This window comes from Streptomyces sp. NPDC057939, assembly GCF_042887545.1.
GTDB lineage: Bacteria > Actinomycetota > Actinomycetes > Streptomycetales > Streptomycetaceae > Streptomyces.
This window is the reverse complement of the sequence record NZ_JBHVPG010000094.1, coordinates 1-16,002: the sequence shown is the minus strand read 5'-3', so window position 1 is coordinate 16,002 and position 16,002 is coordinate 1. Positions and strand designations below refer to the sequence as shown.

At 72.0% G+C, this 16,002-nt stretch carries 14 protein-coding genes; 7 read left to right on the top strand and 7 right to left on the bottom strand.

What is annotated here, in order from left to right:
- Window positions 1–67 precede the first annotated feature (67 nt).
- The gene (gene lysS, locus ACFVS6_RS41870; protein ID WP_389711788.1) at window positions 68–1,831 is read right to left on the bottom strand and encodes a lysine--tRNA ligase; all 1,764 of its coding nucleotides are present in this window, start codon (window positions 1,829–1,831) and stop codon (window positions 68–70) included.
- A 142-nt stretch (window positions 1,832–1,973) separates the two neighbouring features.
- On the opposite strand from lysS, the gene argS reads away from it, so the two are divergent.
- From argS to ACFVS6_RS41855, 3 genes are all read left to right on the top strand, one after another.
- Window positions 1,974–3,746, top strand: coding sequence for an arginine--tRNA ligase (argS, locus tag ACFVS6_RS41865; protein WP_389711787.1), 1,773 nt, complete (start codon window positions 1,974–1,976; stop codon window positions 3,744–3,746).
- Between the two features lie 178 nt (window positions 3,747–3,924).
- The gene (locus ACFVS6_RS41860; RefSeq protein WP_389711786.1) at window positions 3,925–5,847 is read left to right on the top strand and encodes a hypothetical protein; all 1,923 of its coding nucleotides are present in this window, start codon (window positions 3,925–3,927) and stop codon (window positions 5,845–5,847) included.
- A 354-nt stretch (window positions 5,848–6,201) separates the two neighbouring features.
- Window positions 6,202–6,999 (top strand): VOC family protein, encoded by a 798-nt coding sequence (locus tag ACFVS6_RS41855; protein WP_389711789.1) that lies wholly within the window; start codon window positions 6,202–6,204, stop codon window positions 6,997–6,999.
- Between the two features lie 91 nt (window positions 7,000–7,090).
- Here the strand turns inward: ACFVS6_RS41855 and ACFVS6_RS41850 are convergent, their stop codons facing one another.
- A complete protein-coding gene (locus tag ACFVS6_RS41850; protein ID WP_389711785.1) occupies window positions 7,091–7,867 on the bottom strand; it encodes a TetR/AcrR family transcriptional regulator in 777 nt (258 codons plus the stop codon).
- Between the two features lie 112 nt (window positions 7,868–7,979).
- On the opposite strand from ACFVS6_RS41850, the gene ACFVS6_RS41845 reads away from it, so the two are divergent.
- A complete protein-coding gene (locus ACFVS6_RS41845; protein ID WP_389711784.1) occupies window positions 7,980–8,906 on the top strand; it encodes an ATP-binding cassette domain-containing protein in 927 nt (308 codons plus the stop codon).
- A complete protein-coding gene (locus tag ACFVS6_RS41840) occupies window positions 8,903–9,652 on the top strand; it encodes an ABC transporter permease (RefSeq protein ID WP_389711783.1) in 750 nt (249 codons plus the stop codon). Before ACFVS6_RS41845 ends, ACFVS6_RS41840 begins: the two co-directional genes overlap by 4 nt.
- Before the next feature lie 72 nt (window positions 9,653–9,724).
- On the opposite strand, the gene ACFVS6_RS41835 is transcribed toward ACFVS6_RS41840, so the two are convergent.
- The 3 genes from ACFVS6_RS41835 to ACFVS6_RS41825 form a co-directional block, all read right to left on the bottom strand.
- Window positions 9,725–9,991: a DUF1876 domain-containing protein gene (locus tag ACFVS6_RS41835; RefSeq protein ID WP_389711782.1), complete on the bottom strand. Its 267-nt coding sequence runs from the start codon at window positions 9,989–9,991 to the stop codon at window positions 9,725–9,727.
- 122 nt (window positions 9,992–10,113) lie between these two features.
- A complete protein-coding gene (gene hemB / locus ACFVS6_RS41830) occupies window positions 10,114–11,115 on the bottom strand; it encodes a porphobilinogen synthase (RefSeq protein ID WP_389711781.1) in 1,002 nt (333 codons plus the stop codon).
- A 43-nt stretch (window positions 11,116–11,158) separates the two neighbouring features.
- A complete protein-coding gene (locus ACFVS6_RS41825; RefSeq protein WP_389711780.1) occupies window positions 11,159–11,593 on the bottom strand; it encodes an ATP-binding protein in 435 nt (144 codons plus the stop codon).
- Between the two features lie 112 nt (window positions 11,594–11,705).
- Between ACFVS6_RS41825 and ACFVS6_RS41820 the strand changes: the two genes are divergently transcribed.
- Together ACFVS6_RS41820 and ACFVS6_RS41815 are read left to right on the top strand one after the other, a co-directional pair.
- The gene (locus ACFVS6_RS41820) at window positions 11,706–12,530 is read left to right on the top strand and encodes a helix-turn-helix transcriptional regulator (RefSeq protein WP_389711779.1); all 825 of its coding nucleotides are present in this window, start codon (window positions 11,706–11,708) and stop codon (window positions 12,528–12,530) included.
- A complete protein-coding gene (locus ACFVS6_RS41815; protein WP_389711778.1) occupies window positions 12,527–12,772 on the top strand; it encodes a DUF397 domain-containing protein in 246 nt (81 codons plus the stop codon). The genes ACFVS6_RS41820 and ACFVS6_RS41815 overlap by 4 nt, the downstream gene beginning before the upstream one ends.
- 31 nt (window positions 12,773–12,803) lie before the next feature.
- Here the strand turns inward: ACFVS6_RS41815 and proP are convergent, their stop codons facing one another.
- Together proP and ACFVS6_RS41805 are read right to left on the bottom strand one after the other, a co-directional pair.
- Complete coding sequence (gene proP, locus ACFVS6_RS41810) at window positions 12,804–14,303, bottom strand: glycine betaine/L-proline transporter ProP (RefSeq protein ID WP_389711777.1); 1,500 nt, start codon at window positions 14,301–14,303, stop codon at window positions 12,804–12,806.
- A 90-nt stretch (window positions 14,304–14,393) separates the two neighbouring features.
- Entirely contained in the window at window positions 14,394–15,749 is a 1,356-nt protein-coding gene (locus ACFVS6_RS41805) for a HEAT repeat domain-containing protein (RefSeq protein WP_389711776.1), read from the bottom strand.
- Window positions 15,750–16,002: the final 253 nt, after the last annotated feature.

Sequence of the window (16,002 nt, the reverse complement as noted above, 5' to 3'; positions counted from 1 at the left end):
CGAGACAGATGCGGAAGGGCCCGCACCCCGAGGGGTGCGGGCCCTTCCGCATGCGGTGCGTGCCCGGTCAGGCGGCCAGCAGCTTGCGCACCCGGTCCGCCCCCACCGCGAGGAGCAGCGTGGGCAGGCGCGGTCCGGTCTCCCGGGTCACGAGCAGCCGGTAGAGCAGCGCGAAGAAGGTGCGCTGGGCGACCTTGAGCTCCGGCGTCGGCTTGGCGTCGGGTTCCAGCCCGGCCATGACCTTCGGCACGCCGTAGACGAGCGTGGTCAGGCCGTCGAGGGACCAGTGCGTGTCGAGGCCGTCCACGAGCATCCGCAGCGACTGCCGGGCCTCTTCGTCGAGCGAGGACAGCAGTTCGGCGTCGGGCTCGTCGCGGACGAGGGTGCGCTGGTCGGCCGGGACCTGGGTGGTGATCCAGTTCTCGGCGCGGTCGAGGCGGGGCCGTACCTCGTCGAGGGAGGCGAGCGGCTGCGTCGGGTCGAGGTCGGTCAGGATGCGCAGGGTCTGCTCGTCGTGGCCGGCGGTGACGTCGACGACGGAGGCGAGCGTCCGGTACGGGAGCGGGCGCGGGGTGCGCGGGAGCTCGGCGGCGGCGGTGCGCACGGCGCGGGTGTGCGCGGCGGCGTCGGCGGGCAGGACGGAGCCGTCGGCGACCTTGGCCTCCAGCTTGTCCCACTCGTCGTAGAGCCGCTGGATCTCCTGGTCGAAGGCGATCTTGAAGGACTGGTTGGGGCGGCGGCGTGCGTACAGCCAGCGCAGCAGCTGCGGCTCCATGATCTTCAGCGCGTCGGCCGGGGTCGGGACCCCGCCCTTGCTGGAGGACATCTTCGCCATGCCGCTGATGCCGACGAACGCGTACATCGGTCCGATCGGCTGCTCGCCGCCGAAGATGTGCACGATCTGGCCGCCGACCTGGAAGGACGAGCCGGGCGAGGAGTGGTCGACGCCGGAGGGCTCGAAGATGACGCCCTCGAAGGCCCAGCGCATCGGCCAGTCGACCTTCCAGACCAGCTTGCCGCGGTTGAACTCGCTGAGCTTGACCGTCTCGGTGAACGCGTCCTCGGTGCAGACGTAGGTCAGCTCGGTGCTGTCGTCGTCGTACGAGGTGACCTTGGTGAAGTCCTTGCCGCACTCGCCGCAGTACGGCTTGTACGGGAAGTAGCCGCCCTCGCCGGTGCTGCCGTCGTCCTCGGCGGCCGCGCCGGAGCCCTCGGCGGCCTCCAGCTCGGCCTCGTCGGCCTGCTTCTGCTGGGGCTTCTTGCCCGGCTTCTGCTTGGTGCGGTACTGGTCGAGGACGGCGTCGATGTCGCCGCGGTGCTTCATCGCGTGCAGGACCTGCTCGCGGTACGCGCCGGAGGTGTACTGCTCCGTCTGGCTGATCGGGTCGTACTCGACGCCCAGCTCTTCCAGGGCGCCGATCAGGGCGGCCTTGAAGTGCTCGGCCCAGCTGTCGTAGGGGGATCCGGCCGGGGCGGGGACGGAGGTCAGCGGGCGGCCGATGTACTGGCCGTAGGTGGCCTCGTCCACGCCCGGGATGCCCTGGGGGACCTTGCGGTAGCGGTCATAGTCGTCCCAGGAGATCAGGTGCCTGACCTCGATGCCCCGGCGGCGGATCTCGTCCGCGACCAGGTGCGGGGTCATGACCTCGCGCAGGTTGCCCAGGTGGATCGGGCCGGAGGGCGAGATTCCGGACGCGACGACGACAGGTTTGCCGGGTGCTCGGCGCTCCGCCTCGGCGATGACCTCGTCCGCGAAACGGGAGACCCAGTCGGTCTCGGTGCTGCTCTGAGCCACGACACGTCCTTCTACTCGAATGCTGGCTTCAGCCATTCTCCCAGACGGAGGGGAGCGCTCCGGGGTTGCTTCCACCCCCTGATATCCCGCGAGGCCGACGGCCCCCGCGTGGGATACTCGGCACTTGTCGGAACACCCAAGTGCGTCCTCACGTGCAACCTCACAGGAACGGCAGCTCATGGCCTCGGTCCCTTCCCTCGCTTCTTCCGTCGATCAGCGCGTCGCGGACGCCCTTGCCTCCGCCCTGCCGGAGGCCGGTGCGACCGACCCGCTGCTGCGACGTAGCGACCGGGCCGACTTCCAGGCCAACGGGATCCTCGCGCTCGCCAAGAAGGCCAAGGCCAACCCGCGCGAGCTGGCGACGACCGTGGTCGAGGCCATCGCGACCGGTGACCTGATCCGGGAGATCGAGGTCTCCGGCCCCGGCTTCCTGAACATCACGATCACCGACCGGGCGATCATCGAGACCCTCGCGGCGCGCGCCGCGGACGACCGCCTCGGCGTCGCCCGCGCGGCGAACCCGGGGACCACGGTCATCGACTACGCCCAGCCGAACGTCGCGAAGGAGATGCACGTCGGCCACCTGCGTTCCGCCGTGATCGGCGCCGCGATGGTGGAGATCCTGGAGTTCACGGGCGAGACCGTGGTCCGTCGCCACCACATCGGCGACTGGGGCACCCAGTTCGGCATGCTGATCCAGTACCTGCTGGAGCACCCGCACGAGCTGGACCACAAGTCGGACGAGGAGGTCTCCGGCGAGGAGGCCATGTCCAACCTGAACCGCCTGTACAAGGCCTCGCGCGCCGTCTTCGACTCCGACGAGGAGTTCAAGACGCGGGCCCGGGCCCGCGTGGTCGGCCTCCAGGCGGGCGAGCCGGAGACCCTGGCCCTGTGGCAGCGGTTCGTGGACGAGTCGAAGATCTACTTCTACTCCGTCTTCAACAAGCTGGACATGGACATCCAGGACGAGGACGTCGTCGGCGAGTCCGGCTACAACGACATGCTCGTGGAGACCTGCAAGCTGCTGGAGGACTCGGGCGTCGCCGTCCGTTCCAACGGCGCGCTGTGCGTGTTCTTCGACGAGTACAAGGGCCAGGACGGCAACCCGACCCCGCTGATCGTCCAGAAGTCCGACGGCGGTTTCGGCTACGCGGCGACCGACCTGTCCGCGATCCGTGACCGCGTCGGCAACCTGAAGGCCTCGACGCTGCTGTACGTCGTCGACGCCCGTCAGTCCCTGCACTTCAAGATGGTCTTCGAGACGGCCCGCCGGGCCGGCTGGCTGAACGACGAGGTCAAGGCCGTCCAGTTGGCCTTCGGCACCGTCCTCGGCAAGGACGGCAAGCCGTTCAAGACCCGTGAGGGCGAGACCGTACGGCTCGTGGACCTGCTCGACGAGGCCGTGGAGCGGGCGACGACCGTGGTCCGCGACAAGGACGAGAACCGCGGCCTGCTCACGGAGCCGGAGATCGTCGAGAACGGCCTCCAGGTCGGCATCGGCGCGGTCAAGTACGCGGACCTCTCCACCTCCGCCGCGCGGGACTACAAGTTCGACCTGGACCAGATGGTCTCGCTGACCGGCGACACGTCCGTGTACCTCCAGTACGCGTACGCCCGGACCCGGTCCATCCTGCGCAACGCGGGTGACCGTTCCCCGGTGGCCCACCCGGAGCTGGAGCTGGCCCCGGCCGAGCGGGCGCTGGGGCTGCACCTGGACGCGTTCGGCGCGCTCGTGGAGGAGGCTGCCGCGGAGTACGCCCCGCACAAGGTGGCCGCGTACCTCTACCAGTTGGCCTCGCTGTTCACGACGTTCTACACCGAGTGCCCGATCGTGAAGCCGCAGCCGGAACTCGCCGTCGGCGAGAACCGCCTGTTCCTGAACGAGCTGACCGCCCGCACCCTCGCCAAGGGCATGTCCCTCCTCGGGATCCGCACTCCCGAGAAGCTGTGATCCCCGCCCGGCACACGACCGGGTGAACGCGTACGGCCCCGGCACCTGGTGCCGGGGCCGTACGTATTTCTGATTTCCATATCCCCCCGCCGGCTCCTTCCGTCTCACTAACCTGGGCGCGTTCCAAGGGGTTTGGGGTGGGTCCGGGCGTGCGTTCGGAGCCCGGGGAGGAAAGAACATGCAGTTCAAGCGCATGGCCGTGGCGGCCGCCGCGGCGGTGGCGGGTCAAACATTGCTGATGGCGGCGCCCGCGATGGCCGAAGACCAACCATCGGTGACCGTGCCGGACGCCTTGCCGGCGGAGGACGGGGCGACGGAGGCGGAGGAGGCGACGGAGGCGGCGCCACCGGCGGCGGAAACACCGGCGGAGGAGGCGGTTGCCGCCCCTGCGGAGGCACAGACCCCGGTGCCGGTGCCGGTGCCGGTGGCCGCGCCGACGCAGCCGCAGGGGGCCGGGGCCGGGGCGCAGAACACCGCGGCCGGGGCATCGGAGGCGTCGGAGGCATCGGAGCCTTCCGAGACGGCCGAGGAGACCTCGAACCGGATCCTGATGGGCCCCGAGGTCACCGTCCAGGGCGTCCCGCAGGCAGGGTTCCCGGCCGACGGCAGCTGGACCCCGCTCACCGTGACCGTCGACAACTCGGGGCACGTCGCCGTGCCCGGGTACACGCCCGAGCTGGGCGTCGCGCAGGCCTCGGGGGCGTTCACGTCCGCCCACGTCAAGGTCGAGTACCGGACGGCCGACGGCGCCTGGCTGGCCGCCGCGCCCGTCGACGACCCGGACTCCGCGCCCGCCCTGGGCTACGCCCTGGGCACCGCGGCGTCGATCCCGGCCGGGCAGGTCCGCACGATCGACGTACGGATCAGCTTCGCCGCGGACACCCCGGTGGTGCTGTTCGACCTGACGGCGGACGGCAGGAGCCGGGTCGGGAACTCCACCGACCACTCCCCCACCTCCTCGTACCCGACCAGGATCACCGGCGCGACCGGCGGCGACGAGGACCCGGTCGTCGTCGACGGTCCCGCCCTGACGGTGAGCGGCGTACCGGAGAGCGTCCGCGCCGGCGGCGACTGGACGAACCTGACGGTGCGCGTGGACAACACCGGGAAGGGCGCGCTGACCGCGTTCGACCTGGGGCTGATCATGACCCGGCCGGACTTCGTCGGCATGCAGGCCTCGCAGATCACGGTCGAGGTGCAGCGCGCGGGCGCCGACGGCGCGGTGGCCTGGCAGCCCGTCGAGGTCCTCTCGGAGGAGGGCGGCTTCTTCTACGCGGCCGGCCTCACGCGGGGCCCGATCGCCGCCGGCGAGACCTTCGACGTCCCGGTCCGCGTCCGCTTCGCCGCCGACACCCCGACCGGCGCGATGTCCTTCTTCTCCTGGGGCACGTCCCGCATCGACGCGGAAACCCCCCCACCCTGGGCCGGCTCCCGCTCCCCCCGCCACCTCACCACCCTCCTGACCCCAGCCCCCACCCCGGGCGGCGACCCGGGCGGTACGCCGGGCGGCGACCCGGGCGGCACGCCGGGCGGTACGCCGGGTGGTACGCCGGGTGGCGACCCCGGCGGCACGCCGGGCGGGGAACCCGGTGGCGACCCTGGCGGCACGCCCGGTGGAACTCCCGGTGGCGACCCCGGCGGTACCCCAGGGGGTACGCCCGGCGGCACTCCGGGTGGAACGCCGGGAGGCACGCCGGGCGGAACTCCCGGAGGCGACCCCGGTGGCACCCCGGGCGGTACCCCTGGCGGCACGCCGGGCGGAACTCCCGGCGGCGACCCGGGAGGCACGCCGGGTGGAAACCCCGGCGGCACGCCCGGGGGCAACTCGGGTGGTACGGGCGGAATTCCCGGGGGTACCCCGGGCGGGACACCCGGCGCGAACACCGGAGGCGCCCCCGGGGGCGGCACCGGCACCGGCGGTTCGGGGAACGTGCCCGTGCCCAACGGCGGCGCCCAGCCGGTCGGCGGTCAGCAACCCGGTGAACTGGCTTCCACCGGCAGCGCCACCGGCTGGGCCCTCAACGGTGCCGGCCTCACCGTGGCCCTCGGCGCCGCGCTCGCTGCCGGCACGGGCCGCCACCGCCGGCGCACGACCACCTGACGGGCCACCCGACGGCGGCCCCCGATCACCCGCACCGCCTGAGGGCCGCCGTCGATCACCCCGCACCCCCGCCACAGGCCCGGCACCCGGCACCCGGCACCGGCACCCGGCCCCACGCAAGGCCCGCGGCCAAGCACCCGAACCCCCACGGCCCGCGGGCCCGCCGGCACCCCGAACCACCCCACGCCCGCCGCAGGCGCCCGGCGCCCGGACACCCCGTACCACCGCCGGCCAGGCGCCCGTCACCCGTACGGCCCGGTTCGGGTCGTACCGCTCGGGTAGGGGACGGCCCGTCCTTCCCCCGAAGGGCGGCCCGTCCGCCCCCCGCACCACCCGGAGGCACCCGTGCCCGACATGAACGGCCCCTACAAGCCCGGCACTCCCTGTTGGATCGACCTGTTCGTCCCCGACCAGCAGGCGGCCCTCGACTTCTACTGCGACCTCTTCGGTTGGCAGGGCGAGGTCGGTCCGGCCGAGCAGGGCGGCTACTCCGTCTGCACCCTGAAGGGCAAGCCCGTCGCCGGGATCATGAAGGCGTCGAACCCGGACGGCTCCGTCCCCGACCCGATGCCGCCGACCGTGTGGACGACGTACCTGTCCACCGACGCCATCGACTCCACCCTCAAGTCCGTCACCGACGCCGGCGGCACGGTCATGATGGGCCCGATGGGCGTCATGGACCTCGGGCGGATGGCGGTCGTCGCCGACCCGACCGGTGCCGTCTTCGGCCTGTGGGAGCCCGGGACCTTCGACGGCGCGGGCATCGTCAACGAGCACGGCGCCCTCATCTGGAACGAGTTGACCACCGGCGACACGGCCGCCGCCTCCGCGTTCTACTCGTCGATCCTGCCCGTCACGACGGCCGCGTCCGAGATGCCGGGCACCGAGGGCTACACGGAGTTCAAGGTCGGCGGGCGCGCGGTCGCCGGGATGATGAACCTCGACAACCTGCCGCCCGGTACGCCGCCCAACTGGCTGCCGTACTTCCACGCCGACAGCGTCGACGAGATCCAGGCGGCCACCACCCGCGCCGGGGGCAACGTCCTCGCCCCGGCCTTCGACATGCCGGTGGGCCGCATGGCAGTCCTCACCGACCCGCAGGGCGGCCCGTTCGCGGTGATCACGGCGAACGCCCCGGAGCCGCCGGCCTGACCCCCGCCCCACCCCACCGCCACACGGTGACGGGCCCCGGGGACGTTCCCCCCGAGGGCCCCCACCCCCGCGCACGGCCGCGGCCGCCTCCCTACGGAGCGGACCGCTCGCCGATCAGCGCGGCCAGGCCGTCGAGGATCCGGCCGAGGCCGAAGGCGAACTGGAAGTCCGGCTCGTCGGAGCCCGTGAACGCGTCGGACTCCAGCAGCCGGGTCACCGCCGGATGCGTGTCGGGGCCGGTCATCAGGCGCAGCGTGCGCAGGTAGCGGGCCATGACCTGGTCGGGGGCGACGCCGGACTTGATGATGGCGTCCATCATGTCGGCGGCCATGGTGGCCTCGTTACGCACCAGCCCGCCGATCAGGATGATCGCGGAGATCTTCTCGCCCTCGTCGAGTCCGGTGTCGGCCAGGGCCGCGAGTCCGCGTTCCATCCAGGCCAGCTGGTTGGGGCTGACGGGCGCTCCGGTGAGCGGGATCCGCAGGATCCAGGGGTTGGCCATCAGGACGGCGCGCTGCGCGTACGCCCATTGCGACACCAGCTCCCGCCAGCCCGTGCCGGGTTCCGCGGTGGGCTCGGGCGGGGTGCCGACGCCGGCGTCGGACATGAGGATGTAGAGCTCCTCCTTGGCCGTGACGTACCGGTACAGGGACATCGTGGAGACGCCCAGTTCCTTGGCGACGCGGCCCATGGAGACGGCGTCGGCGCCCTCGCCGGCGGCGATCGCGACGGCCGCGTCCACGATCTTCGCGAGGGTGAGGGTGGGCCTGGGGCCCTTGGCGGGGCGCTCGCGCAGGCCCCAGGCCACTTCGAGGCTGGCCGGAAGCCCGGTGTCCCGTGTCGGATCGTCCGCCGGTTCCCGCGTCATGTCGCCCACCCTCCCTCCTCGCCCGTTGACCCACATCCTAGTTCTGTGTATTACTTACACAGAAGCGCGTAGCCCATACGCAGAAGAAGCGCAGAAGGGAGCTCGGTCCTCGATGACCACGATTGCCCCCGGCATCCACGCCACCGCCCTCACCAAGTCCTACGGCCCGCTCCGCGTCCTCGACGGCATCGACCTCACCGTCCCGCGCGGCAGCGTCCTGGCCCTCCTCGGCCCCAACGGCGCCGGCAAGACCACCACCGTCCGCCTCCTGGCCACCCTCACCGCCCCCGACTCGGGCACCGCCCGCGTCGCCGGCCACGACGTCACCACCGAACGGGCCCGCGTCCGCGAACGCATCAGCCTCGCGGGTCAGTTCGCGGCCGTCGACGAACTGCGGACCGGCGCCGAGACCCTGCGCATGATGGGCCGCCTCGGCGGCCTGAGCGCTCCCCTCGCCCGCGCCAGGGCCGCCGAACTGCTGGACCGCTTCGGACTCACCGAGGCCGCCGGACGCACCGCGAAGACGTACTCGGGCGGCATGCGCCGCCGCCTCGACCTCGCCGCGAGCCTCGTCACGCGCCCCGAGGTGCTCTTCCTCGACGAACCGACCAACGGCCTGGACCCGCGCAGCCGCCAGGAGCTCTGGGACCTCGTACGGGAACTGCGCGCCGACGGCACGACCGTGCTGCTCACCACCCAGTACCTGGAGGAGGCCGACCGGCTCGCCGACCGCGTCGCCCTGCTCGCCGACGGGCGGATCGCGGCCGAGGGCACCCCGGCGGAACTCAAGTCCCGCGTCGCCGGACACCGCCTCGACCTCACCCTGGCCGACCGCAGCGCCTACGACGCGCTGGCGCCGCGCGCCGTGCACCTCGTACCGGACGAACTCACCCTCGGCCTGCCCACCGACGGGAGCGCCGCCCACGTCCGGGCCCTGCTCGACGAGATCGACCCCGACCGCACCGCCGTCGACCGCTTCACCCTCCGCACGGCCACCCTCGACGACGTGTTCCTCACCCTGACGGGAGCAGCTCCATGACGACCCCAGCCGCCTTCGCCCTGGCCGGCCGCAGCCTGCGCATCAGCAGCAGGCAACCGGACGCCCTGGTCACCGCCCTGATGCTGCCCGTCATGCTGATGTTGATCTTCGTGTACTTCTTCGGCGGCGCGATCGACACCGGCACCGCCTACGTCACGTACGTGGTCCCCGGCGCCATGCTGCTCTGCGCGGGCTTCGGCGCGGCGAGCACCGCCGTCGCCGTCGCCGACGACATGCGGAACGGTGTCGTCGACCGCTTCCGCTCCCTGGACGTCGGCGGCGTCCCGATACTCGCCGGACACGTCGCGGCCTCCGTGGCCCGCAACCTGCTCTCCACCACCCTCGTCCTCGCCGTGGCCCTCGCCATCGGCTTCCGGCCGCAGGCCGGCCCCCTCGCGTTCCTCGCCGCGGCCGCCCTGCTGCTCGCGTACATCACGGCGATCTCCTGGCTCGCGGCGGCGCTCGGCCTGTTGGCCAAAACCCCGGAGGCCGCCGGGGGCTTCACCTTCCTGATGATGTTCCTGCCCTACCCGTCCAGCGCGTTCGTCCCCATCGACACGATGCCCGGCTGGCTCCACGGCTTCGCCGACCACCAGCCCCTCACCCCGGTGATCGAGTCCCTGCGCGCCCTCCTGCTGGACCAGCCGGCGGGCAACTCCCCCTGGGTGGCGCTGACCTGGTGCGCCGGAATCCTGGTCCTGTCCGTCGCCCTGTCGTCGGTCCTGTTCGAACGCCGCACCCGCTGACCCGTCGGCCCCGCGCGGACGGGCCCCTGCCGGGCCCCGAGGTCCGGCAGGGGCCCGTCGGACCCGGCGCCGCTACAGCGGGTGCGAGTTGCGGCCCGTGGCCTCGTCGATCTCGCTGTGCGCCTTCTGCAACATCTGGGACGCGAGATCCATGAGCGCCCGCGCGCCGGCGATCTCCTCGCCGACCCGCAGCTGTTCGGGGTCGGAAGGGTGGCGCATGGCGTAGCCGCGCGCCCTCATCTCGGAGCCGTCGGCGAGCCGGAGCATGGCCGCCGCGCTGGTGCGGTGGCCCTCCTCGGAGAACTCCATCTCGACATGCCATCCGACGAGCGTGGGCATCTCGGATCACCTCCACAGTCGGCCTCTCCCTCCAGGGTGCGCCCGCCCGCGCGCCCCCGCAACGACACGCGAAAGGCCCCCGGACCGGGGTCCGGGGGCCTCACCGCACGCGCGGGTCGGGTTCAGCGCTCCTGGCGCAGCCAACCTGCGACCTCGGTCGCCCAGTACGTCAGGATCGTGTCCGCGCCCGCCCGCTTGATGCCGAGCAGGGTCTCCAGGATGGCCCGGTCGCGCTCGATCCAGCCCTTCTCGGCAGCCGCCTCGATCATCGCGAACTCGCCGCTGATCTGGTACGCCGCCACCGGTACGTCGACCTCCTGCGCGACCCGGTACAGGATGTCCAGGTACGGGCCGGCGGGCTTGACCATGACCATGTCGGCGCCCTCCTCCAGGTCCAGCGCCAGCTCCCGCAGCGACTCGCGGGCGTTGGCCGGGTCCTGCTGGTAGCTCTTGCGGTCGCCCTGGAGGCTGGACGCGACGGCCTCGCGGAACGGCCCGTAGAAGGCGGACGTGTACTTCGCCGTGTAGGCGAGGATCGACACGTCCTCGTGGCCCGTCTCGTCCAGCGCGTCACGGATGACGCCGACCTGGCCGTCCATCATGCCGCTCGGCCCCACGACGTGGACGCCCGCGTCGGCCTGGACCTGCGCCATCTCCGCGTACCGCTCCAGCGTGGCGTCGTTGTCGACGCGGCCGTGCTCGTCCAGGACACCGCAGTGCCCGTGGTCGGTGTACTCGTCCAGGCACAGGTCGGACATGATCACGAGGTCGTCCCCGACCTCGGCCCTCACGTCCCGGATCGCGAGCTGGAGGATCCCGTCGGGCTCGGTGCCGGCGGTGCCGAGCGCGTCCTTGTTCTCGTCGGCCGGGACGCCGAACAGCATGATGCCCGCGACGCCCGCCTCGACGGCCTCCACGGCGGCCTTCCGCAGCGTGTCCCGGGTGTGCTGGACGACGCCCGGCATCGCGGAAATGGCCAGCGGCTCGGAGATCCCCTCGCGCACGAACGCGGGCAGGATCAGGTCCGAGGGGTGCAGCCGCGTTTCCGCGACCATGCGCCGCATGGCCGGGGTGGTGCGCAGCCGGCGGGGCCGCGAGCCGGGAAAGGATCCGTACGCGCTCATTCTCAGTCGCCTCTTCGAGCATCGACAGCAGTCGGAACCCAGCCTAGGCGCTGCCGCCCACCGGCCCCGCGCCGGACGCCCCGACCCCGAACTCGCACCACACCACCTTCCCCGGCACCCGCGCCCCGACCCCCCACCGATCCGCGACCCCCGCCACGAGCAACAGCCCCCGCCCGCCCTCGGCCCCCGCATCCCGCTCCTCGACGCGCGGCCGCCCGCCCCCGCTGTCATGCACCTCGACCCGTACGAGGCCCCCGAACCGCAGCATCCGCAACCGGTAGCCCCGCCCTGCCGGGACGCCGTGCAGCAGGGCGTTGGTCGCCAGCTCGCTCACGCAGAGCAACACGTCATCCCGACGGCATGTGACACCCCACGCGTGCAGTGTCACCGCCGCGAACTCCCTGGCAGAGCGGACGGTTTGGCGGCTGCGGGGGTAGAACCGCTCGCGCAGCAGGGCCGGATGGATTTCCACGTTCACGCGTCGATCGTGGCGTTGCGTGACTAGCGTGAGAGAGACCGCCGACCCGTACTCCTTCATGAGTACGGGTTCGTACCGGTATCTCGCTTGCGCACGGGGGGAGTTCACAGGCATGCCACCACGCAAGAGGCCACGGCCCAACGAGACCGCGATGAAGATGGTCGGCGCCCTGGTCGCCGCCGCACGGATCGCCGCAGGACTGACCCAACGCGCCTTCGCCGAGACGCTGCACATCGACATCGAAACGGTCGCCTCGATCGAACAGGGCAGGCGCACCCTCATGCCCAACGTCGCCGAGAAGATGGACCGCGTCCTCGGCCTCCCCGGACTCCTGACGGTCGCGGCGAACCGAATGCCGGAGGTCGACATGGTCCCTGCGTGGGCCGAGGAATACATGGAACGGGAGGCCGAGGCCCTTGCCCTGTCCTGGTACGACACGCTGACCGTGCCGGGTCTGCTCCAGACCGAGAACTACGCCCGCGCGGTGCTCGGCTGCCGCGTGCCCTTCGTCGGCACGGAGAAGATAGAGCGCCAGACCGCCCACCGCATCCAGCGGCAGAAGATCCTCACCCGCCCGGTCCCGCCGACCCTCAGCTTCATCATCTGGGAACCCGCCCTGCGCGACCGGATCGGCGGCGACGAGGTGTACCGGGAGCAGCTGGGCCACCTTCGAGCCTGCGCCGACCTGCCCACCGCCTCGATCCAGGTGCTCCCCCTCGGCATCACCGCGCACGCGGGCCTCAACGGCCCGTTCATCCTGCTCGAAACACCCGAGTTCCAGCACCTCGCGTACTCGGAAACCCAGCGCGGAAGCTTCCTCGTGCGCGACCCGAACGAGGTCAGCATCCTCACTCAGAAGTATGCGATGCTGCGGTCACAGGCCCTCAACTTCACGGAGACGAAGGACCTGTTGGACCGGTTGCTAGGAGAGCCATGAGCACCCCACTGAAGTGGTTCAAGTCCAGCTACAGCGGAGACGAGGGCGGCGCTTGCCTCGAAGTCGCCGTCGCCTGGCGGAAGTCCTCCTACAGCGGCAGCGAAGGCGGCCAGTGCGTCGAGGTCGCCTCCTGCACCTGCGCCGACACCGTCCACGTCCGGGACTCCAAGGTCACCGACGGGCCGACGCTCGCCCTCACCCCCGCCGCCTGGACCGACCTCACCCGCTGGGTGCGCGTCTAGGTCCCGGCGGCAGCAGGGCGGCCGGCCGGGCTCAGAACCTCGGGGTCGGGGACTGGGCCGCGCACAGCTCGGCCGCCTCCTCGTCCGTCTCGACGGCCGGCGGCGACCCGTCCAGGGGCTGGCCGGCGGTCTCCTTCATGCACGCCACCGCGATGAGGCCGACCAGGGCCGCGCCCATCGCGTAGTAGGCCGGCATCAGGTTGGAGCCGGTCCAGCCGATCAGCGCGGTGATCACCAGCGGGGTCGTACCGCCGAAGACCGACGTCGCCAGGTTGTAGCCCACGGACAGCGAGCCGTACCGGACCCGGGTGGGGAAGAGCGCCGGCAGCGCGGCGGACATCGTGCCGAGCATGCACAGCAGGGACAGGCCCAGCATCAGCATCCCCGCGGTGACGGCGGGAATGCTGCCCTGGCCGATCAGCAGGAACGCCGGCAGGGACAGCACGAGGAACCCGGCCATGCCCGCCATCAGCACCGGCTTGCGGCCGAAGCGGTCGGAGAGCGCGCCGACCCGGCTGATCAGCAGCATCAGGAAGAGCATCACCGCGATCAGGATCAGCAGGCCGTGCGTCTCGCTGTAGCCCAGCTCGTCCGACAGATAGGTCGGCATGTACGACAGCACCATGTAGTCGGTGATGCCGTACGCCCCGACGAGGCAGCTGCACAGGATCAGCGCCCGCCACTGCTCGCGGAAGATCCGCGCGAGGTCACCCTTGCCGATCGTCTCCACGCCGTCGGCGGCCTCGCTCGCCCGCACGGCCGCCCCGCCCTCCAGCTTCTGGAAGGCCGGGGTCTCGTCCAGCCGCATCCGCAGGTACAGGCCCACCAGACCGAGGGGGCCGGCGATGAGGAACGGCACGCGCCAGCCCCAGGACAGCATCTGCCCGTCGTCGAGCAGCGCGTACAGCGTGGTCACGAGCCCGGCCGCGCCCACGTACCCGGCCAGCGTGCCGAATTCGAGGAAGCTCCCGAAGAACCCCCGGCGCCGGTCGGGCGCGTACTCGGCGATGAAGGTCGACGCACCGCCGTACTCCCCGCCCGTCGAGAAGCCCTGGACCATCCGGAACAGGATCAGCAGGGCCGGGGCCCACAGGCCGATCGTGTCGTGCGAGGGGATCAGGCCGATGGCGAACGTCCCCACCGCCATCAGGATCATGGTGAGGGCCAGCACCCGCTTTCGGCCCCACCGGTCCCCCAGCGGACCGAAGAACATCCCGCCCAACGGCCGCACCAGGAACGCCACGGCGAACGTCGCGAACGAGGACAACAGCTGCGTGGTCCCGCTCCCCGACGGGAAGAAGACCTGCCCCAGCGTGACGGCCAGGTAGGAGTAGATCCCGAAGTCGAACCACTCCATGGCGTTGCCGAGCGAGGCCGCCTTCACGGCCCGCTTGACCGCACGGTCGTCCGTGACGGTGATGTCCGTCCGGCGCAGCCGCGGGTTCTGGCGCTGCCTGATCGCACGAAAAAGCCCGGGGTGGCGCTTCACGGCTTCGGGGTCGGCCGTCTTCGGGGGGCGGGGAGCCGCCATGGACGGTCCTTTCCTCGGGAGTGTTCCAGCCCTCCCGCCTGCGCGATCACAGCGCCCCCAAACGGGCCGTAAGGCCCGATGAGATGTGGATCACACCCCTGACGGGCTCTCGCCCTCGTTCCGGGACTCCCACCGCCACAGCCCGTCCAACCGATGGTCCCCCTCGTACTCCGGGCCGAGCGGCCCCACCCGTTCGTACGCCTCCCGCGTACGGGGGTCGTTCCGCCGGGCCAGGGTGAAGGCGACGTCGAGACGCGCTTCGCCGTCCTCGGCATCGAGCTGCCCCCACAGCGCTTCACCGATCTCCGGCGAACGGTCCGCCCAGAACCCGGTGGCGTTGACGGCCCACGCCCTGACCTCGGGATCCTCGTCCCCGAGCAGGGCGAGCATGACCTCCCGGTCCTCCTCCCGCCCGCCGTCCAACGCCTCCGCGACCCGCCGGCGCACCTCGCTGTCGGGGTCCCTCCCCAAACCCCGCACCGCCCGCCACGCCCCGGGATCCGGCGACCCGTCCAGCAACTGCGGCACCCCTCGCCGTACGCGCACATCCGGATGCCCGGCGTACCGCAGCCCGAACTCCGCCGCCCGCGGATGGCCCTCTTCGTGGAACAGGCCGAGAACCAACGCCAGAACCCCACCGTCCGGCTCCCCTTCCGCCCACCCGGGAAGCAACGCGAGCAGCTCCTTCTCGTACCAGCCGGCGTGCGCGGCGGATCCCCACACGTACGGGCCCATGCGCAGGAACTCGGCGACGAACGCGCGGTACGCGGGCGACGGATGCCGGCGGTACTCCACCACCTGCAACCAGGTCTCCGCGCTTTCCCGCCGCCCCAATGCCCACCTGACCGCCGACCGGTCGACGGGCTCCTCGTCACCACCGTCGTACTCGTGCTTCGTCCCCCGGCCCATCAACTCGTCCACCGGCGCCAGGATCCGGAACTCCCACTCCAAGCCGGTCAGCACCGCCCCGTGACCACCCCGCACGGTCCGCCCACCAAGGGTGATCTCCTCGACCCGGCCGAACTCGCCCTCCGCGACCACCTCGACCCGCGCGGGCCCCCGCACCCCCGTCAGCCGGCGCAACTCCGCCTCCGCACCCGCCTCGTACCACCGCCGGGCCACCTCCAGCAGCCTTGCCCGCTCCCCCTCCGGCAGCCGCTCACGGACCCGCGCCCCCGTACAGGCCTCCCACACGGCCGGAGAACCACCCTCGACGGCCCGCAGCAGCGCAGTCGTACCGTCAGGCAGCACCCGGTCCGGATCCGCGCCGGCCTCCACCAGCGCCCGCACGACGTCCACCGCGAACGCGGTCACCGCCCCGCACAACACGGGCAACCCGTCCGCGCCCACCGCGTCAGGATCCGCTCCCGCCTCCACCAACCCCCGCACGGCATCCGCGTCCCCCGCCCCCACCGCGCCCACCAACCGGACATCCAACTCACCCACGCGTCCCCCTCCCCACCGACCGCAGATCGTCACCCACTCCGCCCCCATCGGACAACCGGATAACCCCCGCGCGACAAGGAGCGCGACCCGCCGAGGAGCCGGCGCCGCGACGGAGGACCGAATCCACCCGAGGGGCCGGGGGCGGGGTGGGGTGTCGACCGGGGCTAAAACGTGATTTGTTGGCGCCCGTCACCGCCCCACCAACGCAGCCCCGGACAGGGCGCCATAAATCATGCCCGCCCCGGACGACACC

Excerpts from the sequence above, each read along its gene's own strand:
- lysS (WP_389711788.1), bottom strand. The coding sequence starts at position 1,831 with ATGGCTGAAGCCAGCATTCGAGTAGAAGGACGTGTCGTGGCTCAGAGC.
- argS (WP_389711787.1), top strand. The coding sequence starts at position 1,974 with ATGGCCTCGGTCCCTTCCCTCGCTTCTTCCGTCGATCAGCGCGTCGCG.
- ACFVS6_RS41860 (WP_389711786.1), top strand. The coding sequence starts at position 3,925 with ATGCAGTTCAAGCGCATGGCCGTGGCGGCCGCCGCGGCGGTGGCGGGT.
- ACFVS6_RS41855 (WP_389711789.1), top strand. The coding sequence starts at position 6,202 with ATGAACGGCCCCTACAAGCCCGGCACTCCCTGTTGGATCGACCTGTTC.
- ACFVS6_RS41850 (WP_389711785.1), bottom strand. The coding sequence starts at position 7,867 with ATGACGCGGGAACCGGCGGACGATCCGACACGGGACACCGGGCTTCCG.
- ACFVS6_RS41845 (WP_389711784.1), top strand. The coding sequence starts at position 7,980 with ATGACCACGATTGCCCCCGGCATCCACGCCACCGCCCTCACCAAGTCC.
- ACFVS6_RS41840 (WP_389711783.1), top strand. The coding sequence starts at position 8,903 with ATGACGACCCCAGCCGCCTTCGCCCTGGCCGGCCGCAGCCTGCGCATC.
- ACFVS6_RS41835 (WP_389711782.1), bottom strand. The coding sequence starts at position 9,991 with ATGCCCACGCTCGTCGGATGGCATGTCGAGATGGAGTTCTCCGAGGAG.
- hemB (WP_389711781.1), bottom strand. The coding sequence starts at position 11,115 with ATGAGCGCGTACGGATCCTTTCCCGGCTCGCGGCCCCGCCGGCTGCGC.
- ACFVS6_RS41820 (WP_389711779.1), top strand. The coding sequence starts at position 11,706 with ATGCCACCACGCAAGAGGCCACGGCCCAACGAGACCGCGATGAAGATG.
- ACFVS6_RS41815 (WP_389711778.1), top strand. The coding sequence starts at position 12,527 with ATGAGCACCCCACTGAAGTGGTTCAAGTCCAGCTACAGCGGAGACGAG.
- proP (WP_389711777.1), bottom strand. The coding sequence starts at position 14,303 with ATGGCGGCTCCCCGCCCCCCGAAGACGGCCGACCCCGAAGCCGTGAAG.